The sequence below is a fragment of the Fibrella rubiginis genome (assembly GCF_017353185.1).
Classification (GTDB): domain Bacteria; phylum Bacteroidota; class Bacteroidia; order Cytophagales; family Spirosomataceae; genus Fibrella; species Fibrella rubiginis.
Genome location: NZ_JAFMYV010000024.1, coordinates 1 through 16,390, shown reverse-complemented (window position 1 = coordinate 16,390; position 16,390 = coordinate 1). Strand labels below are relative to the sequence as shown.

Sequence of the window (16,390 nt, the reverse complement as noted above, 5' to 3'; positions counted from 1 at the left end):
TCTCTGTGGTTAAAACAACCTGACCGCTTACACCCGGTTTGGGTGGGGGTGGGTCCAGGGTTTGCGGTAGGGGCGTTCCAGCAGGGCGGTGGCTTCGCGGTCGCCCACAATCTCGCGCTTGACGGGGTCGTAGACGAGCGGGCGGCCCAGCTTCATCGAGAGGTTGGCCATGATGCAGCTGGCCGTGGAAATGTGTCCCTCTTCGATGTCGGCCACGGGTCGTCCGCCATTTTCAATGGCACTTAGAAAGTTGAGCATGTGCAGCCGGGTGGCTGGGGCGGCATTTAGCTCAATCTTGGGGGTAGTCGGCTCGGTGAGGTCTTCGGGGTATTTTTCTTTTTCATAGACCACGTCCTTGTGAATCTTGGCCCCTTTGGTAGGCCCGGTGTCGCCCAGCGGGATGAAATCGCACTGCATGGTGCTGCCCCAGAGGGTACCTTTGTCGCCGTAGAGCGTAAACGACCAGGGGTAGTCGGGGTTGTTGGGCGTACCCCACGACCGGTGCTGCCAGACGCAGTTCAGGCCGTCGTACTCAAACAGGGCCGACTGCGTATCGGCGATGTTCGACTTGCCGTCTTTCTGGTCGTAGATACCGCCCGTCGAGCTGATGCGTTTGGGCCAGCCCAGCTTCAGCATCCAGCGAACGGTGTCGAACATATGGACGCACATATCGCCCATGATGCCATTGCCGTATTCGTTGAACGTCCGCCACCACCGCACGTGCGGAATACCGTCGTAAGGGCGCAGGGGGGCGGGGCCGGTCCACATCTCGTAGTCGAGAAAGCTGGGAACGGGCTGCACGGGCGGGTTGCCATTGGCCCGCATGGGGAAATAGCAGCACATTTCAACATGGTGGATGTTGCCAAGCAGTCCGGCTTCCACAATGTTTTTCTTGGCGTCGATCAGGTGCGGCGTGCTTTTGCGCTGCGTACCCACCTGCACCACCTTGTTGTATTTCCGCGCCGCCGCCACCATGGCCTCGCCCTCCATCACGTCTACGCTGATGGGCTTTTGCACGTAGACGTTGGCCCCGGCTTTGATGGCGTCGATGGTTTGCAGCGCGTGCCAGTGGTCGGGCGTGCCGATGAGGATGATGTCGAACTTATTGTCGGCCAGCATCTTGCGGTAGTCGCCGTAGAGCAGCGGTGTCTTGCCCGACTTCTGGCGTTGGCTGACCAGTTTGGCGGCGTCGGCCAGCATGTTCTTATCGACGTCGCAGAGGGCCACCACCTCAACGGGGGCTACCTGAATAAGGCGGAACAGGTCGCTCTTGCCGTACCAGCCCGTGCCGATGAGGCCTACCCGGTATGGACTGGGCGGGTTAACAATATCCATGCCGTGGGCACCCAGGGCCGTAAGCGCGAGCGTTGCCGTGGTTCCCTGCATAAAACGACGACGGTTGATGTTGAACGAATGCATAGGGCGAAAAGGGGTTAGCCGATTTGACGTTAAACAGACAATTTGTTTCCGTCAAAAGGGTAGCTGGGTGCATCAAATACTCTTAGCGTGAGTAGGATATTGGACGCAGGACGTTGGATACTGGATATTGGACAAAAAATGCTGTAGCGTCCAAAATCCAGCGTCCAACGTCCAATATCCAAGATGACTATGAAACCGATGACCCTACTCCTGATTCTTGGCAGCCTCGGTCTGGCTTCGGCGATGCGCCCGAAGCCGGGTATCGACCGAACGATTTTTGGTACCCTGCCCGATGGCCGCGAGGCCTACCTCTTCACCCTGCGCAACGCCGCCGGCATGGAAGCGAAGATCACCAACTACGGCGGCTTCCTGGTGTCGCTGACCGCGCCCGACAAATCGGGTAAGCAGGCCAACGTCACGCTGGGCCTGTCTACCCTGGCCGATTACACCAAAGCCCCCACCAGCCTGGGGCCGATCATCGGTCGGTTTGGCAACCGGATTGCGGGGGGGAAATTCACGCTCGACGGTACCGAATACCGCCTGGCAACGAACAACAACGGCAACCATATCCACGGCGGCAAAGTCGGCTTTAGTCAGAAGCTGTGGGCGGCTACCCCGGCTGATGGCCCCGAACCCGCGCTGACGTTGCGCTACACCTCGCCCGATGGGGAGGAAGGCTATCCGGGCACGCTGGCCGTAACGGTGACGTACACCCTGCAAAAAGACAACGCGCTGCGCATTGATTATCAGGGCACTACCGATAAGCTGACGGTGCTGAACCTGACGAACCACGCGTACTTTAACCTGAGTGGCCAACAGCGCGACGTGCTGACCGACGTGCTGATGATCAACGCCGACCACTTTTTACCCACCACCAAAGCCCAGATCCCGACGGGTGAGCTACGACCCGTGGCGGGCACGGCGTTTGATTTCACCAAACCGCGCCCCATCGGTGCCCATATCAACGACACCACCGACGTGCAGATCCAGTATGGACACGGCTATGACCATTGCTGGGTGTTCACCGACAAGTCGCCGAAGCTAAAGCTGGGGGCCACGGTGTATGACCCGCAGAGTGGTCGGCTGATGACGATGTACACCACCGAGCCGGCTGTGCAGATCTATACGGCCAACCACCTCAACGGCAGTCAGCATGGGCCGGAGGGGGTACCGTATACCCGCCGCTTTGGCATCTGTCTGGAAACACAGCATTTCCCCGATTCGCCCAACCAGCCCACGTTCCCCACCACTACACTCCGCCCCGGTCAGACCTACAGGAGCACGACGGTATATCAGTTTTCGGTGAAGTAGGCTTGAGGTTTTAGGGGTAGTGAGTAGTGAAGTTGTAACTGGTTGGCTAGGCGCTGGCAGGTTGCTGGCGACAGGCTCAGCGTATAGCTACATCTGCGTCAGCCAATCCCTACACCCGCTCAATCTTTCCTACCAGAAAGATATACGACGATGCCCCCAGCAGGCCCAGGGCACCGATGAACACCAGCGCGGGTTTGAAATCGCCGTCTTTGGCCAGGTAACCAATCACGATGGGGACGATGATGGAGGCCAGATTGCCCATGAAGTTAAACACGCCGCCCGTGAGGCCAACCAGATTCTTGGGCGACAGAATAGACACGAACACCCACGAAATAAGGGCCATGCCTGACCCGAAAAAGGCCAGTGCCAGGAAGAAAATAATCAGCGTGGTGTCGTTGGTATAATTGGCCCCGATAATGCTCATCGACAGCAACAGCCCCGAAATGATGGGTGTTTTCCGGGCTACGCCCACCGACGTTCCCTGCCGGACCAGCCGGTCGGAGATGAAGCCGGAAAGCAACAGGCCGGCACAGGCGGCCATAAACGGTACCGACGCCAGGTAGCCCGATCTGATGAAATCGAGGCCCCGGTATTTGACCAGGTACGTCGGAAACCAGGTCAGGAAAAACCAGAGGCTGCCATTGACGGCAAATTGCCCGATGTAGACGCCCCAGAGCGTCCGGCTGGAAAACACTTGTTGCAAATCAGACCACTGCCAGGCCTGACCCGGCCCTGCCGACGGTTGCCCCGGCTGCGGTTCCTTTTTCCGAAACGAACCGCCTCCTGATTCAATGTAAGCCAGTTCTGCTTCATTCACACCCCTATGATCGAGGGGGTCGCGGTAGAGCAGGTACCAGATAACCCCCCAGACCAACCCCACCGTGCCCGTGGCGACAAACAGCCCTTGCCAACCTGCGTATGTCTGGATCATGGTTAGCACGGGCGTCAGAAACGCGAGGCCAATGAACTGCCCCGACACGTACAGGGCAATGGCCGAAGCGCGTTCGTTGTCGGGAAACCAGCTCGTGACCACACGGTTGTTGATGGGATAGGAGGGAGCCTCAAACGCGCCGGTGGCCAGCCGCAACCCAAACAGGGCCGAAAAGCCGCGCACGAACCCCTGGCAAACCGTTACCAGCGACCAGGTAATAAGGCAAAACGCGTAGAGAACGCGGGGGCCAAAGCGGTCGGCGATGAGGCCACCCGGAATTTGCAGGAAGGCATATGCCCAGCCAAAAGCCGAAAAAACCCAGCCAAGTTGCGCCGGAGACAACTGCAAATCCGTGCTTAGTGCCGAGGCCGCCACCGCGAGGTTGGTCCGGTCGAGGTAATTGATAACGACGTTGACAAAGACCAGGCTCAACATGCCGTAGCGGATGCGGGTAGGGTTCATAAGGGAGTTTTATTCACTAGTTCAACGTGCCGTCCAGCCGCCATCTACGGTGAGCAGGGAGCCTACCATAAAGCTGGCGGCGTTGCTGGCCAGGAAAATAGCGGCACCCTGAATCTCGCGCAACTCGCCCCACCGCCCCACCGCCGTAGCGCCCACGATAAAGTTTTTCGACTCGTCGGTATCGGCAATGGCCAAATTCATTTCGGTCAGAAACGGACCGGGGCAGATGGCGTTGACGTTGATGTGGAAGGGGGCCAGCTCCAGGCCGAGTGCCCGGGTCATCTGCACCACTGCTCCTTTGCTCGACGTGTAGGGCGTACGGTTTGCCAGGCCAACCACGCCGAGGGTACTGGCCAGGTTGATGATCTTGCCGCTACGGGCCTGTTTCATAAACGGTGTTACGGCCCGGCAGCACAGCCAGGTACCGTTCACATTGACGTTCATCACCTGATTGAAATCGGCCGGGGTAACGTCATCAATGGCACCCCGGATGTTGATACCGGCACTGTTGATGAGGATGTCTATTTGCCCAAACGCATCCATCGCGGCCTGCGCCATGGCTTCGGTCTGGGCCTGATCGGTGATGTCGGCAGGGAAGGAGATAGCCGTAACGCCAAAGTCGCGGGTGAGTTCGGCGGCGGCCTGCGCACCGTCGTCGGCGTTGCGATTCACCAGCATAACGCGTGCCCCCGCCGATGCCAGTCCGGCAGCCATAGCCAGCCCCAGCCCTTTAGAACCGCCGGTAATGATGGCGGCCTTTCCACTTAAATCGAATTGATGAATACCCGGTAATGGTTGGTCAGGCATAAATTAATGAGTTGATCTTTAATGATTTAAGTGTACTAAAAATTTGCTTGTGTGTTGATTGCTGATGTAGGCTGACGCTGGCGTAGTGTATTGCTGACGCGTGGCCCTTCGACAGGCTCAGGGTGACAGGAAAGTTGAATCAATATACCTGAACTGCTTTAGGTGGGCTGTCACCCTGAGCCTGTCGAAGGGCCACGCGTCAGCAATACCCTACGCCAAGCCTACATCAGCAATCAACACACAACCTAACCAATCGCCAGCTTTCCCTTACTGTAAGCCAGGCACGAAAGGATATTTTTCTCTTCCACAGCCAGCCGCTCCTCGGCGCTGAGGGGTGAGGTGCGGGGCAGGGCCGTGGCGGGCTTGTGCTGCCTGACGGTACGCAGCATACCGGCCAGTTCGGTGGCGGGCATCTCGCCAAAGGTGGCCCAATAGTCGGGTTTGAGGCAGGGTATTTCAAGCGGGTCGCGGGTGATCATTTCCAGACTGAACGTCACAGAGGGGTTATGCTGTCTGCAAAGCGCAATCATCGCTGGCAGATTGAGCAACCCCTCACCCAGCGGCACTTCCGACAGCAGAAAACCGTCGGCATACTCTTCCACGGCCATATCTTTGACGTGGGTGCTGAACACGTAAGGAGCCAGGGTCTGCACCACCGTCATGGGGTCTTCGAGCAGGGCCATGCTGTTGCCAAAGTCGAGCGTGACGCCGATCCATTCGCTGTTGAGTTGTTTCAGCATCGCCACCAGCTCCGGTGCCCGCCAGTCTTTGTGGTTCTCTACCGCCAGCCTGACCTTGTGCTTTCGCAACACAGGCTCGGCCAGTTGCAGCGACGTTAGGGCGTTCTTTTTCATGTCGACGAAAGCCTGTGGCGAGTGCAGCACTTCGTAGCGGCGCCCGGGCGAACAGACCGTCCTCAGAATCTGGGCACCGGCTTCTTTGGCCCGGATCACATCCTGCTCAAACGTGGGTACGTCGTCGGCTTTTTTGGGTACGCTGATGGAGCCTTCGAGGTACATGCCCAGCTTTTCGCGCCGGTCGCGCACGGTGCGGGCAAAGGCGTCTGACCAGCCATTGACCACCACCTGTATGCCGCCCGCCCCGATCTGATGGCAGTGGTCCAGCAATTCGAGCGCCGATGTGAAACCGGGATATGTGGCGCTGACCACCTTTGAGTTCCAGCGATTCCCGTACGAATGCACCACCACACCCATCGGCACACCTTTCACCAGTTCAGGCATCTCGGGCAGTGCAAACACCAGCGTGCCCGCAGCCGAACGCTGTAAAAATTCACGACGATCCATAAGAAGGGATTTGGGACTTTGGATTTTGGATTGCGGATTTCGGATTGTTGCTGACGCCAGCGAGTGGCTGCTCTGGCGTCAGCAACAATCCGAAATCCGCAATCCAAAATCCCCAATCATTTCACATACTTGTTCAACTCGTTGGCCGTCCAGGGCATGACGCGGCCCTGCGACGTAACGCGGGTGGTGCCTACTACCCGCTTGCCAATTGGCCCCGCCTGATTGCCCCACTCGTTGCGGATGTAGGTCAGAATAGCCGTAATGGAGGCGTCGTCCATGGTGGAATGAGCCGGCATCACTGGCAGAATGTCGGGCGTATTATAGACCTTGCCCGCCACGTCGACCGGGCCTTCCATGCCATGCAACAGGATGAGTGCCAGTCGTTTGCCGTCGCCCAGTACCCAGTCTGAGCCAATCAGGGGTGGGGCAAAGCGGGCCATACCCCGGCCGTCGGTGCCGTGGCAACCGGAACAGGTACTCAGGTAAAGCTGCCGACCCGCCGCAAAGAGCTTTTGGTCATCGTCGCCCAGCGGGTTGGCCTTGGCCATTTCCTGCTGGTCGGCGGCATGGCCGGGCCAGGTAAACAGCGATGCCACCGCCGCCCGCCGTGACGGCTCCACCCCGCCCGCCGGCGACAGCACGCGGGGCGCAGCAGCCAGCGAAACGGGCGCAAATTTGCCTGCACTGGCTCCGGTAGCCAGGCCCGCCACCACCGCTTTCTGCTGCCAGGTCAACGCGCCGGTTTGGGTATCGAGGCGGGTCAGCAGGGCCGTTAATTCGGTAGGAGCGTGTTTGCGGACAATGGCTGTGGTGAGCATTTCCACGAAAATTTCGTTGGCCGGTGTCTGGGTTTGCCAGTCGGGTGCGGCCAGGATTCGTTGCAGCAGGGCAAACTCACCGTCCTGAAGGCTGCTCATGACCGCATCCCGAATCAGCGGTATTGTGCCAAACTGCCGGGCAATACCCATCAGCAGGGGCTGCGCCACGTTGGCGTCGAGCACCTGCGCCGTGAGGGCGAGTTGCAATGCCTGCGCGGCCGTGGCGTTCGCGGCCTGTTTCGTTAGCACCTGCCCTAAGCTGGTCCGAACGGCCTGACCGCCCTGCGCGAACGGTTCCAGCAGCCGGATGGCCGTGGCCTGCACGAGCGCGTCGGGGTCAGCGGCCAGCCGAAGCAACTGGTCGGGCTGGTTCAGGTGCAACCCATTCAGGGTCCACAGGGCATGAAACCGGGCAAGCGGGTCTTTGCCCTTTTGTGCCAATGCGGTCAGTGCCGGGCCAACGCTTTTGTCATCTCGGTCGATGAGCAGCCCCTGCGCCATGTCGCGGTACCAGCCATCCGGGCTAGACAGGTAGCCGACCAACTCCGCTGACGAGGCGGCAGACAATTTGGGCCGTTTGGGGGCTTTCCACCCTTGTGGTACAATGCGCCAGATACGCCCCCGGTCGGTGGGCTGCACCAGCTTCCGGGCCAGCGTCTGCTCTTTCAGGTAGGGCGTAATGTAGGCGCTGTGCTGAATCAGCCCCCGGTATATATCGGCAATGTAGAGGGCACCATCGGGGCCTTCGGCCATACTCACGGGCCGGAACCGCTCATCGGTCGAGGCCAGAAACTCACGGCCCGGATGCGGGTCACGCGCCGTAATCAGTGGACCGTTTTCGGTCAGCACGTTGCGCTTGATGAGGTTACCCGCCGGTTCGCACACAAACACGTTGCCCGCGTAGGCCGTTGGCAGGGCCGTTCCGCGATACACGAAGGGCGAACAGGCGGCGGTGAACTCCTGCAGCCGACCGCCTTTGTCGAGCGTACCGGGAATGTAGCCGCGGTTCACGGCGGGGTTGGGCCGAACCGGATACACCCGCCGGTCGATGGTCAAACCCTGGTCAATGCCCGTGGTGGCGGTGTGGTGTTTGTTGCGGTTCAGGTAGTTGGGCGGCACCAGGTCGGCGTGAAGCTGCGACCAGTTATAGTTGTAATAGAGCCGCCCTTTGTTGTCGTGGCTCAGACCCCACTGCCCCCGAAACTCGGTGCTGTCGCGTTGCCACTGGCCGTTTACCAACTGGTACCGAAAACGCGACTTGGCGTTGTAGTAGTGGTTGTCCATGCTCCGCCACAGGCCGTTTCCGGCATGTTCGGGCAGGGCGCTACCCGCGTAATCGTTGTCGATGAGGGTTTTAGACGATCCGCCGTTGCGGTCTGCTTTCAGGTCGCCGTTTTTGTCCTGGGTGAGCCAGAGGGCACTGTTTTCCGCCACCAGCGCCCCACCCGGCACCAGCGCAAGCGCGCGGGGCATGATCAGGCTGTCGAGGTATACCGTGCTCTTGTCCATCCGGCCATCGGCGTTGGTATCTTCCAGCACCGAAATACGCCCGACAGGCTTGTTTTCACCCTCCCCGTCGATGGTGGGCATGAACCCGCGCATTTCAACCACCCAAAGGCGTCCATCGGCGTCGAAGGTCATGGCAACCGGGTCCTGCACCAGCGGTTCAGCCGCCACCAGCTGAATGCTCAGGCCGGGTTCTAACTGGAAGGTGGCCTGTTCCTGATCGGGTGTGCGGGCGGGTGAGGGACCTTCGTCCGACGAATGTTGCAGACCCGTACTTACGCTTAACAGCACACTGAGCAGACAGACTTTATACGCAGACTTAACCATACGTTGAGGCGAGTTAGTGCATTGACTATCAACAGCTATGTCATCCGTTTGTTGGTGAAAAGCACATTACGGGTCGCACTTACTTCTGGTTATCCTGCTTAGCCAGCCAAACGGTACGATACCCACAGGCAGGATCTTCGATAACGTGGTCAACGACGGTAAAACCATGCTCGCGTAGATGGTGGTGGTAGGCATCACTGTCCAGACTGGCATGGTACAGCGGTTCGCCCTGATAGTTGCCTATGGCTGTGCCGTGAGCAGGACCGCTGGTGAAAAGTAAAGCGGCCCCTGCTGCCGCGTGGTGGCGAAACACGGCAAACATCCGGCGTTGATCGTCATGGTTAAGGTGGAAAAAACTGTCCCACGCCAGAATGCCCTGGAATGGCTTATCAAGTACAAGGGTCCGCATATCGGCCACCAGCCACTGGTGATGAGGAAAGCGGGTTCGGCAGAAGTCGATAAACGTGGGTGCGCTATCTACACCAGTTACCACGCAGCCCTGCCCGATCAAGTAACGGGCAATGGGTTCGCCCATGCCGCAGCCTATATCAAGAATTGACGCGTTGGGAGAAAGTAAGGCAAGGAACTTGTCGAGCCACGCTTTTTCCACCAGATCGCGGCTACGGTCTTTATCCCACGTCAGCGCATGGCGCTGGTATAAACCGATGATACGCTCGTTGTCTGCTTCCATACAAGGTATACGTTGAACACAAGTTGAACAGAATCCAGCTACCAGCAGGCGGAGTCACCTGAGTAATCGTGCTATTTGCCTGTTTCGTCGTGCCGGTAAGCCTGTTTATCTGAAACTACTGGCCGTTGATATGGCATAAGGCTATGTTTGTGCCAATACTACCTTACGGCCTTACCTATGACCCGCGAACAACTTATTCAGCGTACTACCGGTACTAAACGCCTGCACATGCGGGGGCAGTCGCTGAAGGGCTTTGACTTCAGTGGACTTGACCTGACCGGGGGTGATTTCCGGTATTCAGACCTGCGGCGGTCCAACTTCGAGGGGGCCATTCTTGTGGGGGCCGATCTGAGCTATGCCAACCTGCGGGGGGCAAATTTTGAGGAAGCAAACTTACAGGATGCGGACCTCAGCTTTAGCGACGTGTCAAATACCAACATGACCGGGGCCAACCTCACCGGCACGGTCATGAACTATTCCGTCATGACTGCTGCACCGGCTGCCAAAACCGCCCGGCAAGAGCCGCTGACGCTGACCCGATTGCTGCAAAAACCAGGCTGGGGTGTGCTGATTGGCATGCTGATGAGCGCGCTGATGGTGTATGGCCTGAGTGGCATCATCTTCTTCACAAGCCAGATTGCCACCATGAAAGACGCCGTGATGGCGCAGTTTTACCGGTTTCTGGTGACGCAGAATTTGTTGCTCGGCGCCACCGTGTTTCTGGTGGTCTGGTTACTCTCCAGCTGGCTCGACCGCAGGTTTGATGCGGCCTGGAAACGGCACCTGCTGGCATCGGTCGCCACGCTTCTGTCGGTCATTTTCATGAGCACCATCGCGTTCTTATGGCTGGGAAAATCGGCTATCGATGTGCTGGTGCAACGGCCCGGTTTTGGTAAAGACTATGTGCCGTCGTGGGCCTACATGGGGTCATACCTGCTGGTGGCAAACCTGTTTTTGTATATCCTGCAGCAGGGACGGCAGCTGACGCGCAAACTGACCGAGCAGGAGTACCAGTTGCTGAACCTGGAGAAACTAAAAACCCGCGCTGAGCTGGATGCATTGCAGGCTAAAATCAACCCTCATTTCCTTTACAACGCCCTCAACAGTATTGCCAGCCTGGTGCATGAAGATCCCGACAAAGCCGAAACCATGACCCTGCTGCTGTCGAAGCTGTTTCGCTACAGCACCGGCCGCGACGGGGGGCTTTTTACCACCCTGGCCAACGAACTGGAGATGGTACGGACATACCTGCAGGTGGAGCAGGTCCGTTTCGGCGACCGGCTTGCGTTCGAGATCGACGGTAATCCATCCCTTAACACCGTCCAGATTCCGCAGTTTCTCTTGCAGCCACTGGTAGAAAACGCCATCAAACACGGCATCAGCAAGCGGGCGGGCGACGGCTGTATTCGTATCGGTATTCAGGATGAAGACGACTGGCTCTGCCTGAGCGTGCACGACAATGGTCCGGCCTTTACGGGCGAAATGGGTGGGGGCTACGGCCTCCGCAGCATCCAGGAAAAACTCCGTCTCCTCTACGGCGACGATGCCCGCGTGGAATTACAAAACGAACCCAGCAAACAGGTGTGTATCTGGCTGAAAAAGAGCAGATTAACGAATGTACAATAGATAATGAACAATGAATAATGTACAATGTACAATGAACAATGAACAATGGCCGGTCGGCGTAGCTTCGCGCATCGTGCCCGGACGCGGGACCGCCTTCGACAAGCTCAGGGTGACAACAACTTTGAATCAACTCAAGACGATTGTTCTAGTTTCCTGTCACCCTGAGCTTGTCGAAGGCGGTCCCGCGTCCGGGCACGATGCGCGAAGCTACGCCGACTGGCCATTATACATTGTTCATTGTACATTGTACATTGTACATTATCCTTTCCCCCTTCCCCCATGACAACGATTCTCATTGACGATGAACCGCTGGCGATCAGCCGGTTGAAGCGGTTGCTGGCCAGCCATACCGACACGTTCACGATCATTGGTGAGGCACATAACGGGGCTGAGGGGCTGACGATGGTGGAGGCTCAACGCCCCGACGTGGTCTTTCTCGATATTGAAATGCCGCTGCTCAACGGCTTCGAAATGCTGGCGCGGCTGTCGTACATGCCGATGGTGATTTTTGCCACAGCCTATGACCAGTATGCCATCCGGGCGTTTGAGGAAAACTCGGTCGATTACCTGCTCAAGCCCATTGAAGCCGAACGGCTGGCGCGTACCGTGCAGAAAATCAAGGCGTTGAAAGGTCAGGAACAGAACGCTGTTAACCCGTATACCGATAACATGATGCGGCTGCTGGAGCAGATGAAACCCAAAAAAGAGCTGTTTTCAATCTCGGTCAAATCGGGCGACAAGATCCTGCTCATTCCCCTGGCCGACATTGCCTTTTTTGAGGCCGAAGAAAAATACGTTTTCCTCGCCACCGTCGACGGGCAGAAATACCTCACGTCCTACACCGTAACGAGCCTCGACGAAAAGCTGCCCGACACCTTTGCCCGCGTGAGCCGTTCAGCCATTGTCAACGTCCACCGCATCCGCGAGTGTCAGAAACATTTCGACGGCAAATACATCCTCACCCTCACCGACAAAAAAGCCTCCCGCCTCACCACCGGCAGCACCTACACCGAAGCCGTGAAGCGACTGCTGGAACTGTGAAAGGAATGTACAATGTACAATGTACAATGTACAATGTACAATGAATAATGACTTCGTGCTGTGTCTTAACCTGCTGAGCGCGAAGCTACGCCGACCGGCCATTGTACATTATTCATTGTACATTCCTTTATTCCCACTCCCAGGCGTCGTCGTTGATTAGCTCGGCGACTACGCCGGTCCAGCCGGTTTGGTGACTCGCGCCGATGCCCTGGGCCGTGTCGCCGTGGAAATATTCGTAGAAGAGAAGCAGGTCTTTATTTTCGGGACGCTGGTAGAACGGGTTGAACGGGCCGTGTACCGGGCGGGTGCCGTCGGGGGTGGTTTCAAAGACGCCCACAATGCGTTTGGCCAACTCGTCCGATACCTGTTCCAGGTTGAGCCAGTTGCCCGAACCCGTCGGGAATTCCACCGTAACGGTGTCACCGTAGAACTGATGGTATTTTTTCAACGACTTGATCAACAGGTAGTTGATGGGCATCCAGACCGGACCGCGCCAGTTTGAATTACCCCCAAACAGGTTGGAGTCCGAATCGCCGGGGACGTAGCTGATAGCGTGGCGGGTGCCGTAGACATTAATCTCATAAGGGTGCGCTTCATGGTATTTCGACAGTGCCCGAATGCCCCCCGGCGACAGAAACTCATTTTCGTCGAGCATAACGGCCAGTAGTTTTTCCAACCGTTCTTTCGATACCAGCGACAGCAGAATGTCGCCGTCTTCGGTAACCCGCTGGTCGGGCATGGGCAAGTTAAGGCCCTGGCGGTAGTGCTGAAAATACTGCACCCGTTTCAGGAAATCAGACAGCGGTTCGCTCTTATGCCGCTTCACAATAGACACCGCAAACAGCACGGTAAGCCCCACCGCCGACCGTACTTCCAGGGTCATGGGTTTGCCCGTAATAGGGTAAAGGCGGTCATAATAAAAGTTGTCTTCTTCGTCCCAAAGGGCTTCATTCAGGCTCTCGGCAATGATCACAAAATGCTCGTAGAATTTAGTGGCAATGTCCTCAAACGTAGGGTCGTGGCGGCTGATTTCCAGCGCAATGTCCATCATGTTGAGGGCATACATGGCCATCCAGGCGGTGGCGTCGGCCTGTTCCAGCCGGGTGCCGTCGGGCAGGTTGCTGCGGTCAATCACGCCGATGTTGTCGAGGCCCAGAAACCCCCCACCGAAGACGTTATCCTCTTCCAGATCCTGCCGGTTGGTCCACCAGGTGAAGTTGATGAGCAGCTTCTGAAATGCCCGTTTCAGAAACTGGATGTCTTCGTTTTTGTAAATCGCCCGCTCCAGCCGATACACCGACAACGCCGCCCAGGCGTGCACGGGCGGGTTCACGTCCGAGAACTTCCATTCGTAGGCCGGTATCTGTCCCGTGGGACTCATGTACCACTCGCGCATGAGCAGGATCAACTGATTTTTGGCAAAAACCGGGTCTGCCATCGCCAGCGGGATGGTATGAAACGCCAGATCCCAGGCCGCATACCAGGGGTATTCCCACTTGTCGGGCATCGAGATCACGTCGTCGTTGTTGAGGTGCTGCCAGGCGGCGTTGCGCCCCAGCCAGCGTTCGGGTGGGGGGGAGGGGTGCCCCGGATCGCCGCGCAACCAGTGCGGAATGTCGTAGTTATAATATTGTTTTCCCCAGAGCATGCCCGCCAGCGCCTGCCGCTGAACCTGCTTTAGTTCGGCAGAGGCGTCGATGGGGGCGAGGGGTGCAAAAAACAGGTCGGCCTCCTGCTGCCGGGCCACGAAAACCTGCTCAAACTGCTCATCAAATGGCTGCGTCTGAATCAGCTTGCACAACCGCAGCAGGATGGTAGTCGTTTGCCCCGGCTCGATCTGCCGTTTGTAGACCGGCGCAAATTTGGTACCCGATTCGTTGTCGCGCAGCAGATCGCAGAGGTAGTCGTTATGCTCGGCAATGGCTTCATGGAAAGCGTCTTTCACAAACGGCGACGCGTTGGGTTGCCCATACAGTCGTTTCGTATTTGTCTCATTATCAGTCATAAGGGCCAGGTCTGTAGGCTGATAGTAGAGGTAATAGTTGCCGGTGCGCGGGTGGTTCAGGAACACGTTGCCAGCGGTGGGTGCGTCGGGTCGGCGGCTGATGGTGGGGCGCGGCGCGTTAGGGTCGAACTGCCAGCGGTTGCGACACCACAACGTAGGTAGCAGGGTGAGCGGGGCCGTTTCGGGACCGTGGTTGGTGGCCGAAATACGGATGCATACGTCGTCGGAATCGTGCTTAGCATATTCTACCAGCACGTCGAAGTAGCGACCGTCCTCAAAAACGCCCGTGTGCAGAACTTCGAATTCAGGGTCGGCTTTAGTGCGACGGGCGTTTTCGTGCAACAGCCATTCGTAGGGAAACCGGGCCTGCGGGTATTTGTAAAGGCCTTTCATGTACGAATGCGTGGGCGTATTGTCGAGGTAGTAGTACAACTCTTTCACGTCTTCGCCGTGGTTGCCTTCGCCGTTGGTGAGGCCAAACAAACGCTCTTTCAACACCGGGTCTTGCCCATTCCAGAGCGCCAGCCCAAAGCAAACGTTCATGCGACTGTCGGCCAGGCCCATCAGCCCATCTTCGCCCCAGCGGTACACCCGGCTCCGGGCCTGATCGTGGGTAAACGAGTTCCAGGCATCACCATTCGCCGAATAATCCTCTCGCACTGTACCCCACTGGCGATCAGACAAGTATGGTCCCCACTTCTCCAGTGGTACGGTCTTCTTGGCATTCTCCTGCAACCGGTCCAGTTCAGGATTCGACGGGGTGATTGGCGCGGCGATGGGTGGTTTCTTTGGCATGGTTCAACGGTAGTATCCAGTCTAAACCGCCCAGCCTTGCGGGTTGTTGGCAAATCCGCCCCCGGTGGCATGGATTAACTGAGGCTTAATCTTTCCAGCCTACGTGAGTAGCTGGCATAGACATCAACATACCTAGAAGAGCTAGGACATACCGTTTAATCAAGTTGATGGGCTAGGTTTTGCCGTTGTAAGCGGAGGGTGCTTCTTTGTCAGAAGAGGCTCAGACCAAAATTTGTTCTGAATCTTCTGCGGAACTATTTTTGACTGACAGTCAGGCTGTTAAGAATACATAGTTCCGCAAATTCGCGCACTTCAACTTGTTGGGTGGCCCGTCCATGTCAGCGGGTGTTTTATGTCACAGGCGACAAAATAATGAGTTGATAGTGAGCGTTTTTTGTGAATTTACTACGTACCTACTGGCAGATCTAACTCCGATGAACAGGGCAATTGTAATGTTTGTGGATTATGGTCAAACTAAAAAGCGGGAAAAATACAAGCCCTGATTTGAAACAGCATTTTTTCTAAAAAATCTTTCAATTATGATTTCACTTTCACCAAAGTTTAAGAAAGTTGCAATAATTTACTTTTCCATAAACTTGTTTGCTCTTTTTGTGAACCTGGTTGGTTTAGAAGGCTGTATTTATTCGCCAATAATAAATTCAAATGATACAAGTAATTTAACCAATCCAACGATATATCTGTTTGCCGAACAAGATGTAGTACGCCCATCATTAGAGAACAATTTTTGGCCATTTACATCTTTTGTTGAAGAAGTGGATTTCGCTTATATGGGTAATCATTATAAGCAAAACTATTATCGAGGTATTTTTGCTGACTACAATATGCCTGAATTTTTGTTTTACTTAATAGTTCCAATATTATATTTTTTCTACAAAAGAAGTAGTGACCCTAAATTTGGAAGTGCTTGAGTTTCTAGTAGTTTTTGAACACTTTAATAGATTCTGCTTTGTAAATATTTGCAGATAGAGAACTCATCAATGAGCAAAACAAATTTAATAACACCAGACTTTACAGAGGACATCGTTGGCTTTATGATTCAGTCATTGCTGACAGTAACAAGATTCCCAAGAGCACCTTTTGCCTTAGTTCCATTATCCAAGAAAGACGAAGTGGTTTATGGAGCCGATGCTTTGATTGAATCTATTTGTCCAATATATATTCAATTCAAAAGATCACTAGCATATCCTGATTACAGTAGTTCAAGTATTATTAAGGACAGAAGAAATCTAAATGCAAAGTATTCGCCCAGAACATTGTTTTTCGAGTTGCGAGACAAACAACTAAAGCACACAGACTATCAGCATAACGTACTCTTTGACTTGAAAG

At 56.1% G+C, this 16,390-nt stretch carries 12 protein-coding genes; 5 read left to right on the top strand and 7 right to left on the bottom strand.

Going from position 1 to position 16,390, the window contains the following annotated elements:
* Positions 1–27: 27 nt before the first annotated feature.
* A complete protein-coding gene (locus tag J2I47_RS26240; RefSeq protein WP_207367603.1) occupies positions 28–1,419 on the bottom strand; it encodes a Gfo/Idh/MocA family protein in 1,392 nt (463 codons plus the stop codon).
* 198 nt (positions 1,420–1,617) lie between these two features.
* Here J2I47_RS26240 and J2I47_RS26235 point away from each other — a divergent pair, with 198 nt between their 5' ends.
* Positions 1,618–2,730, top strand: a complete 1,113-nt coding sequence (locus J2I47_RS26235; protein ID WP_229374960.1) for an aldose epimerase family protein — start codon at positions 1,618–1,620, stop codon at positions 2,728–2,730.
* 109 nt (positions 2,731–2,839) lie between these two features.
* Here the strand turns inward: J2I47_RS26235 and J2I47_RS26230 are convergent, their stop codons facing one another.
* The 5 genes from J2I47_RS26230 to J2I47_RS26210 all read right to left on the bottom strand — a co-directional run bounded on the left by J2I47_RS26230 (position 2,840) and on the right by J2I47_RS26210 (position 9,576).
* The gene (locus J2I47_RS26230) at positions 2,840–4,123 is read right to left on the bottom strand and encodes an MFS transporter (protein WP_207367601.1); all 1,284 of its coding nucleotides are present in this window, start codon (positions 4,121–4,123) and stop codon (positions 2,840–2,842) included.
* Between the two features lie 21 nt (positions 4,124–4,144).
* Positions 4,145–4,930, bottom strand: coding sequence for an SDR family NAD(P)-dependent oxidoreductase (locus J2I47_RS26225; RefSeq protein ID WP_207367600.1), 786 nt, complete (start codon positions 4,928–4,930; stop codon positions 4,145–4,147).
* A 245-nt stretch (positions 4,931–5,175) separates the two neighbouring features.
* Positions 5,176–6,234, bottom strand: a complete 1,059-nt coding sequence (locus J2I47_RS26220; RefSeq protein ID WP_207367599.1) for a sugar phosphate isomerase/epimerase family protein — start codon at positions 6,232–6,234, stop codon at positions 5,176–5,178.
* A gap of 116 nt (positions 6,235–6,350) precedes the next feature.
* Positions 6,351–8,885 carry a DUF7133 domain-containing protein gene (locus J2I47_RS26215; protein ID WP_207367598.1) on the bottom strand — a complete coding sequence of 845 codons (2,535 nt, stop codon included), beginning with the start codon at positions 8,883–8,885 and terminating at the stop codon, positions 6,351–6,353.
* Positions 8,886–8,964: 79 nt separating this feature from the next.
* Positions 8,965–9,576 (bottom strand): class I SAM-dependent methyltransferase, encoded by a 612-nt coding sequence (locus J2I47_RS26210; RefSeq protein WP_207367597.1) that lies wholly within the window; start codon positions 9,574–9,576, stop codon positions 8,965–8,967.
* A gap of 177 nt (positions 9,577–9,753) precedes the next feature.
* Between J2I47_RS26210 and J2I47_RS26205 the strand changes: the two genes are divergently transcribed.
* Together J2I47_RS26205 and J2I47_RS26200 are read left to right on the top strand one after the other, a co-directional pair.
* Positions 9,754–11,202 (top strand): histidine kinase, encoded by a 1,449-nt coding sequence (locus J2I47_RS26205; RefSeq protein ID WP_207367596.1) that lies wholly within the window; start codon positions 9,754–9,756, stop codon positions 11,200–11,202.
* 279 nt (positions 11,203–11,481) lie between these two features.
* Complete coding sequence (locus J2I47_RS26200; protein WP_207367595.1) at positions 11,482–12,243, top strand: LytR/AlgR family response regulator transcription factor; 762 nt, start codon at positions 11,482–11,484, stop codon at positions 12,241–12,243.
* A gap of 127 nt (positions 12,244–12,370) precedes the next feature.
* Here the strand turns inward: J2I47_RS26200 and J2I47_RS26195 are convergent, their stop codons facing one another.
* Positions 12,371–15,043, bottom strand: coding sequence for an MGH1-like glycoside hydrolase domain-containing protein (locus tag J2I47_RS26195; RefSeq protein WP_207367594.1), 2,673 nt, complete (start codon positions 15,041–15,043; stop codon positions 12,371–12,373).
* Positions 15,044–15,582: 539 nt separating this feature from the next.
* On the opposite strand from J2I47_RS26195, the gene J2I47_RS26190 reads away from it, so the two are divergent.
* Together J2I47_RS26190 and J2I47_RS26185 are read left to right on the top strand one after the other, a co-directional pair.
* Positions 15,583–15,972 carry a hypothetical protein gene (locus J2I47_RS26190; RefSeq protein WP_207367593.1) on the top strand — a complete coding sequence of 130 codons (390 nt, stop codon included), beginning with the start codon at positions 15,583–15,585 and terminating at the stop codon, positions 15,970–15,972.
* Positions 15,973–16,041: 69 nt separating this feature from the next.
* The coding region (locus J2I47_RS26185) for a hypothetical protein (protein WP_207367592.1) at positions 16,042–16,390 on the top strand (349 nt) is incomplete at its 3' end.

What these genes read in the sequence shown, in the direction of transcription:
- J2I47_RS26235 (WP_229374960.1), top strand. Translation starts at nt 1,618, where the DNA reads ATGACCCTACTCCTGATTCTTGGCAGCCTCGGTCTGGCTTCGGCGATG.
- J2I47_RS26220 (WP_207367599.1), bottom strand. Translation starts at nt 6,234, where the DNA reads ATGGATCGTCGTGAATTTTTACAGCGTTCGGCTGCGGGCACGCTGGTG.
- J2I47_RS26210 (WP_207367597.1), bottom strand. Translation starts at nt 9,576, where the DNA reads ATGGAAGCAGACAACGAGCGTATCATCGGTTTATACCAGCGCCATGCG.
- J2I47_RS26240 (WP_207367603.1), bottom strand. Translation starts at nt 1,419, where the DNA reads ATGCATTCGTTCAACATCAACCGTCGTCGTTTTATGCAGGGAACCACG.
- J2I47_RS26190 (WP_207367593.1), top strand. Translation starts at nt 15,583, where the DNA reads ATGATTTCACTTTCACCAAAGTTTAAGAAAGTTGCAATAATTTACTTT.
- J2I47_RS26215 (WP_207367598.1), bottom strand. Translation starts at nt 8,885, where the DNA reads ATGGTTAAGTCTGCGTATAAAGTCTGTCTGCTCAGTGTGCTGTTAAGC.
- J2I47_RS26205 (WP_207367596.1), top strand. Translation starts at nt 9,754, where the DNA reads ATGACCCGCGAACAACTTATTCAGCGTACTACCGGTACTAAACGCCTG.
- J2I47_RS26225 (WP_207367600.1), bottom strand. Translation starts at nt 4,930, where the DNA reads ATGCCTGACCAACCATTACCGGGTATTCATCAATTCGATTTAAGTGGA.
- J2I47_RS26230 (WP_207367601.1), bottom strand. Translation starts at nt 4,123, where the DNA reads ATGAACCCTACCCGCATCCGCTACGGCATGTTGAGCCTGGTCTTTGTC.
- J2I47_RS26200 (WP_207367595.1), top strand. Translation starts at nt 11,482, where the DNA reads ATGACAACGATTCTCATTGACGATGAACCGCTGGCGATCAGCCGGTTG.
- J2I47_RS26195 (WP_207367594.1), bottom strand. Translation starts at nt 15,043, where the DNA reads ATGCCAAAGAAACCACCCATCGCCGCGCCAATCACCCCGTCGAATCCT.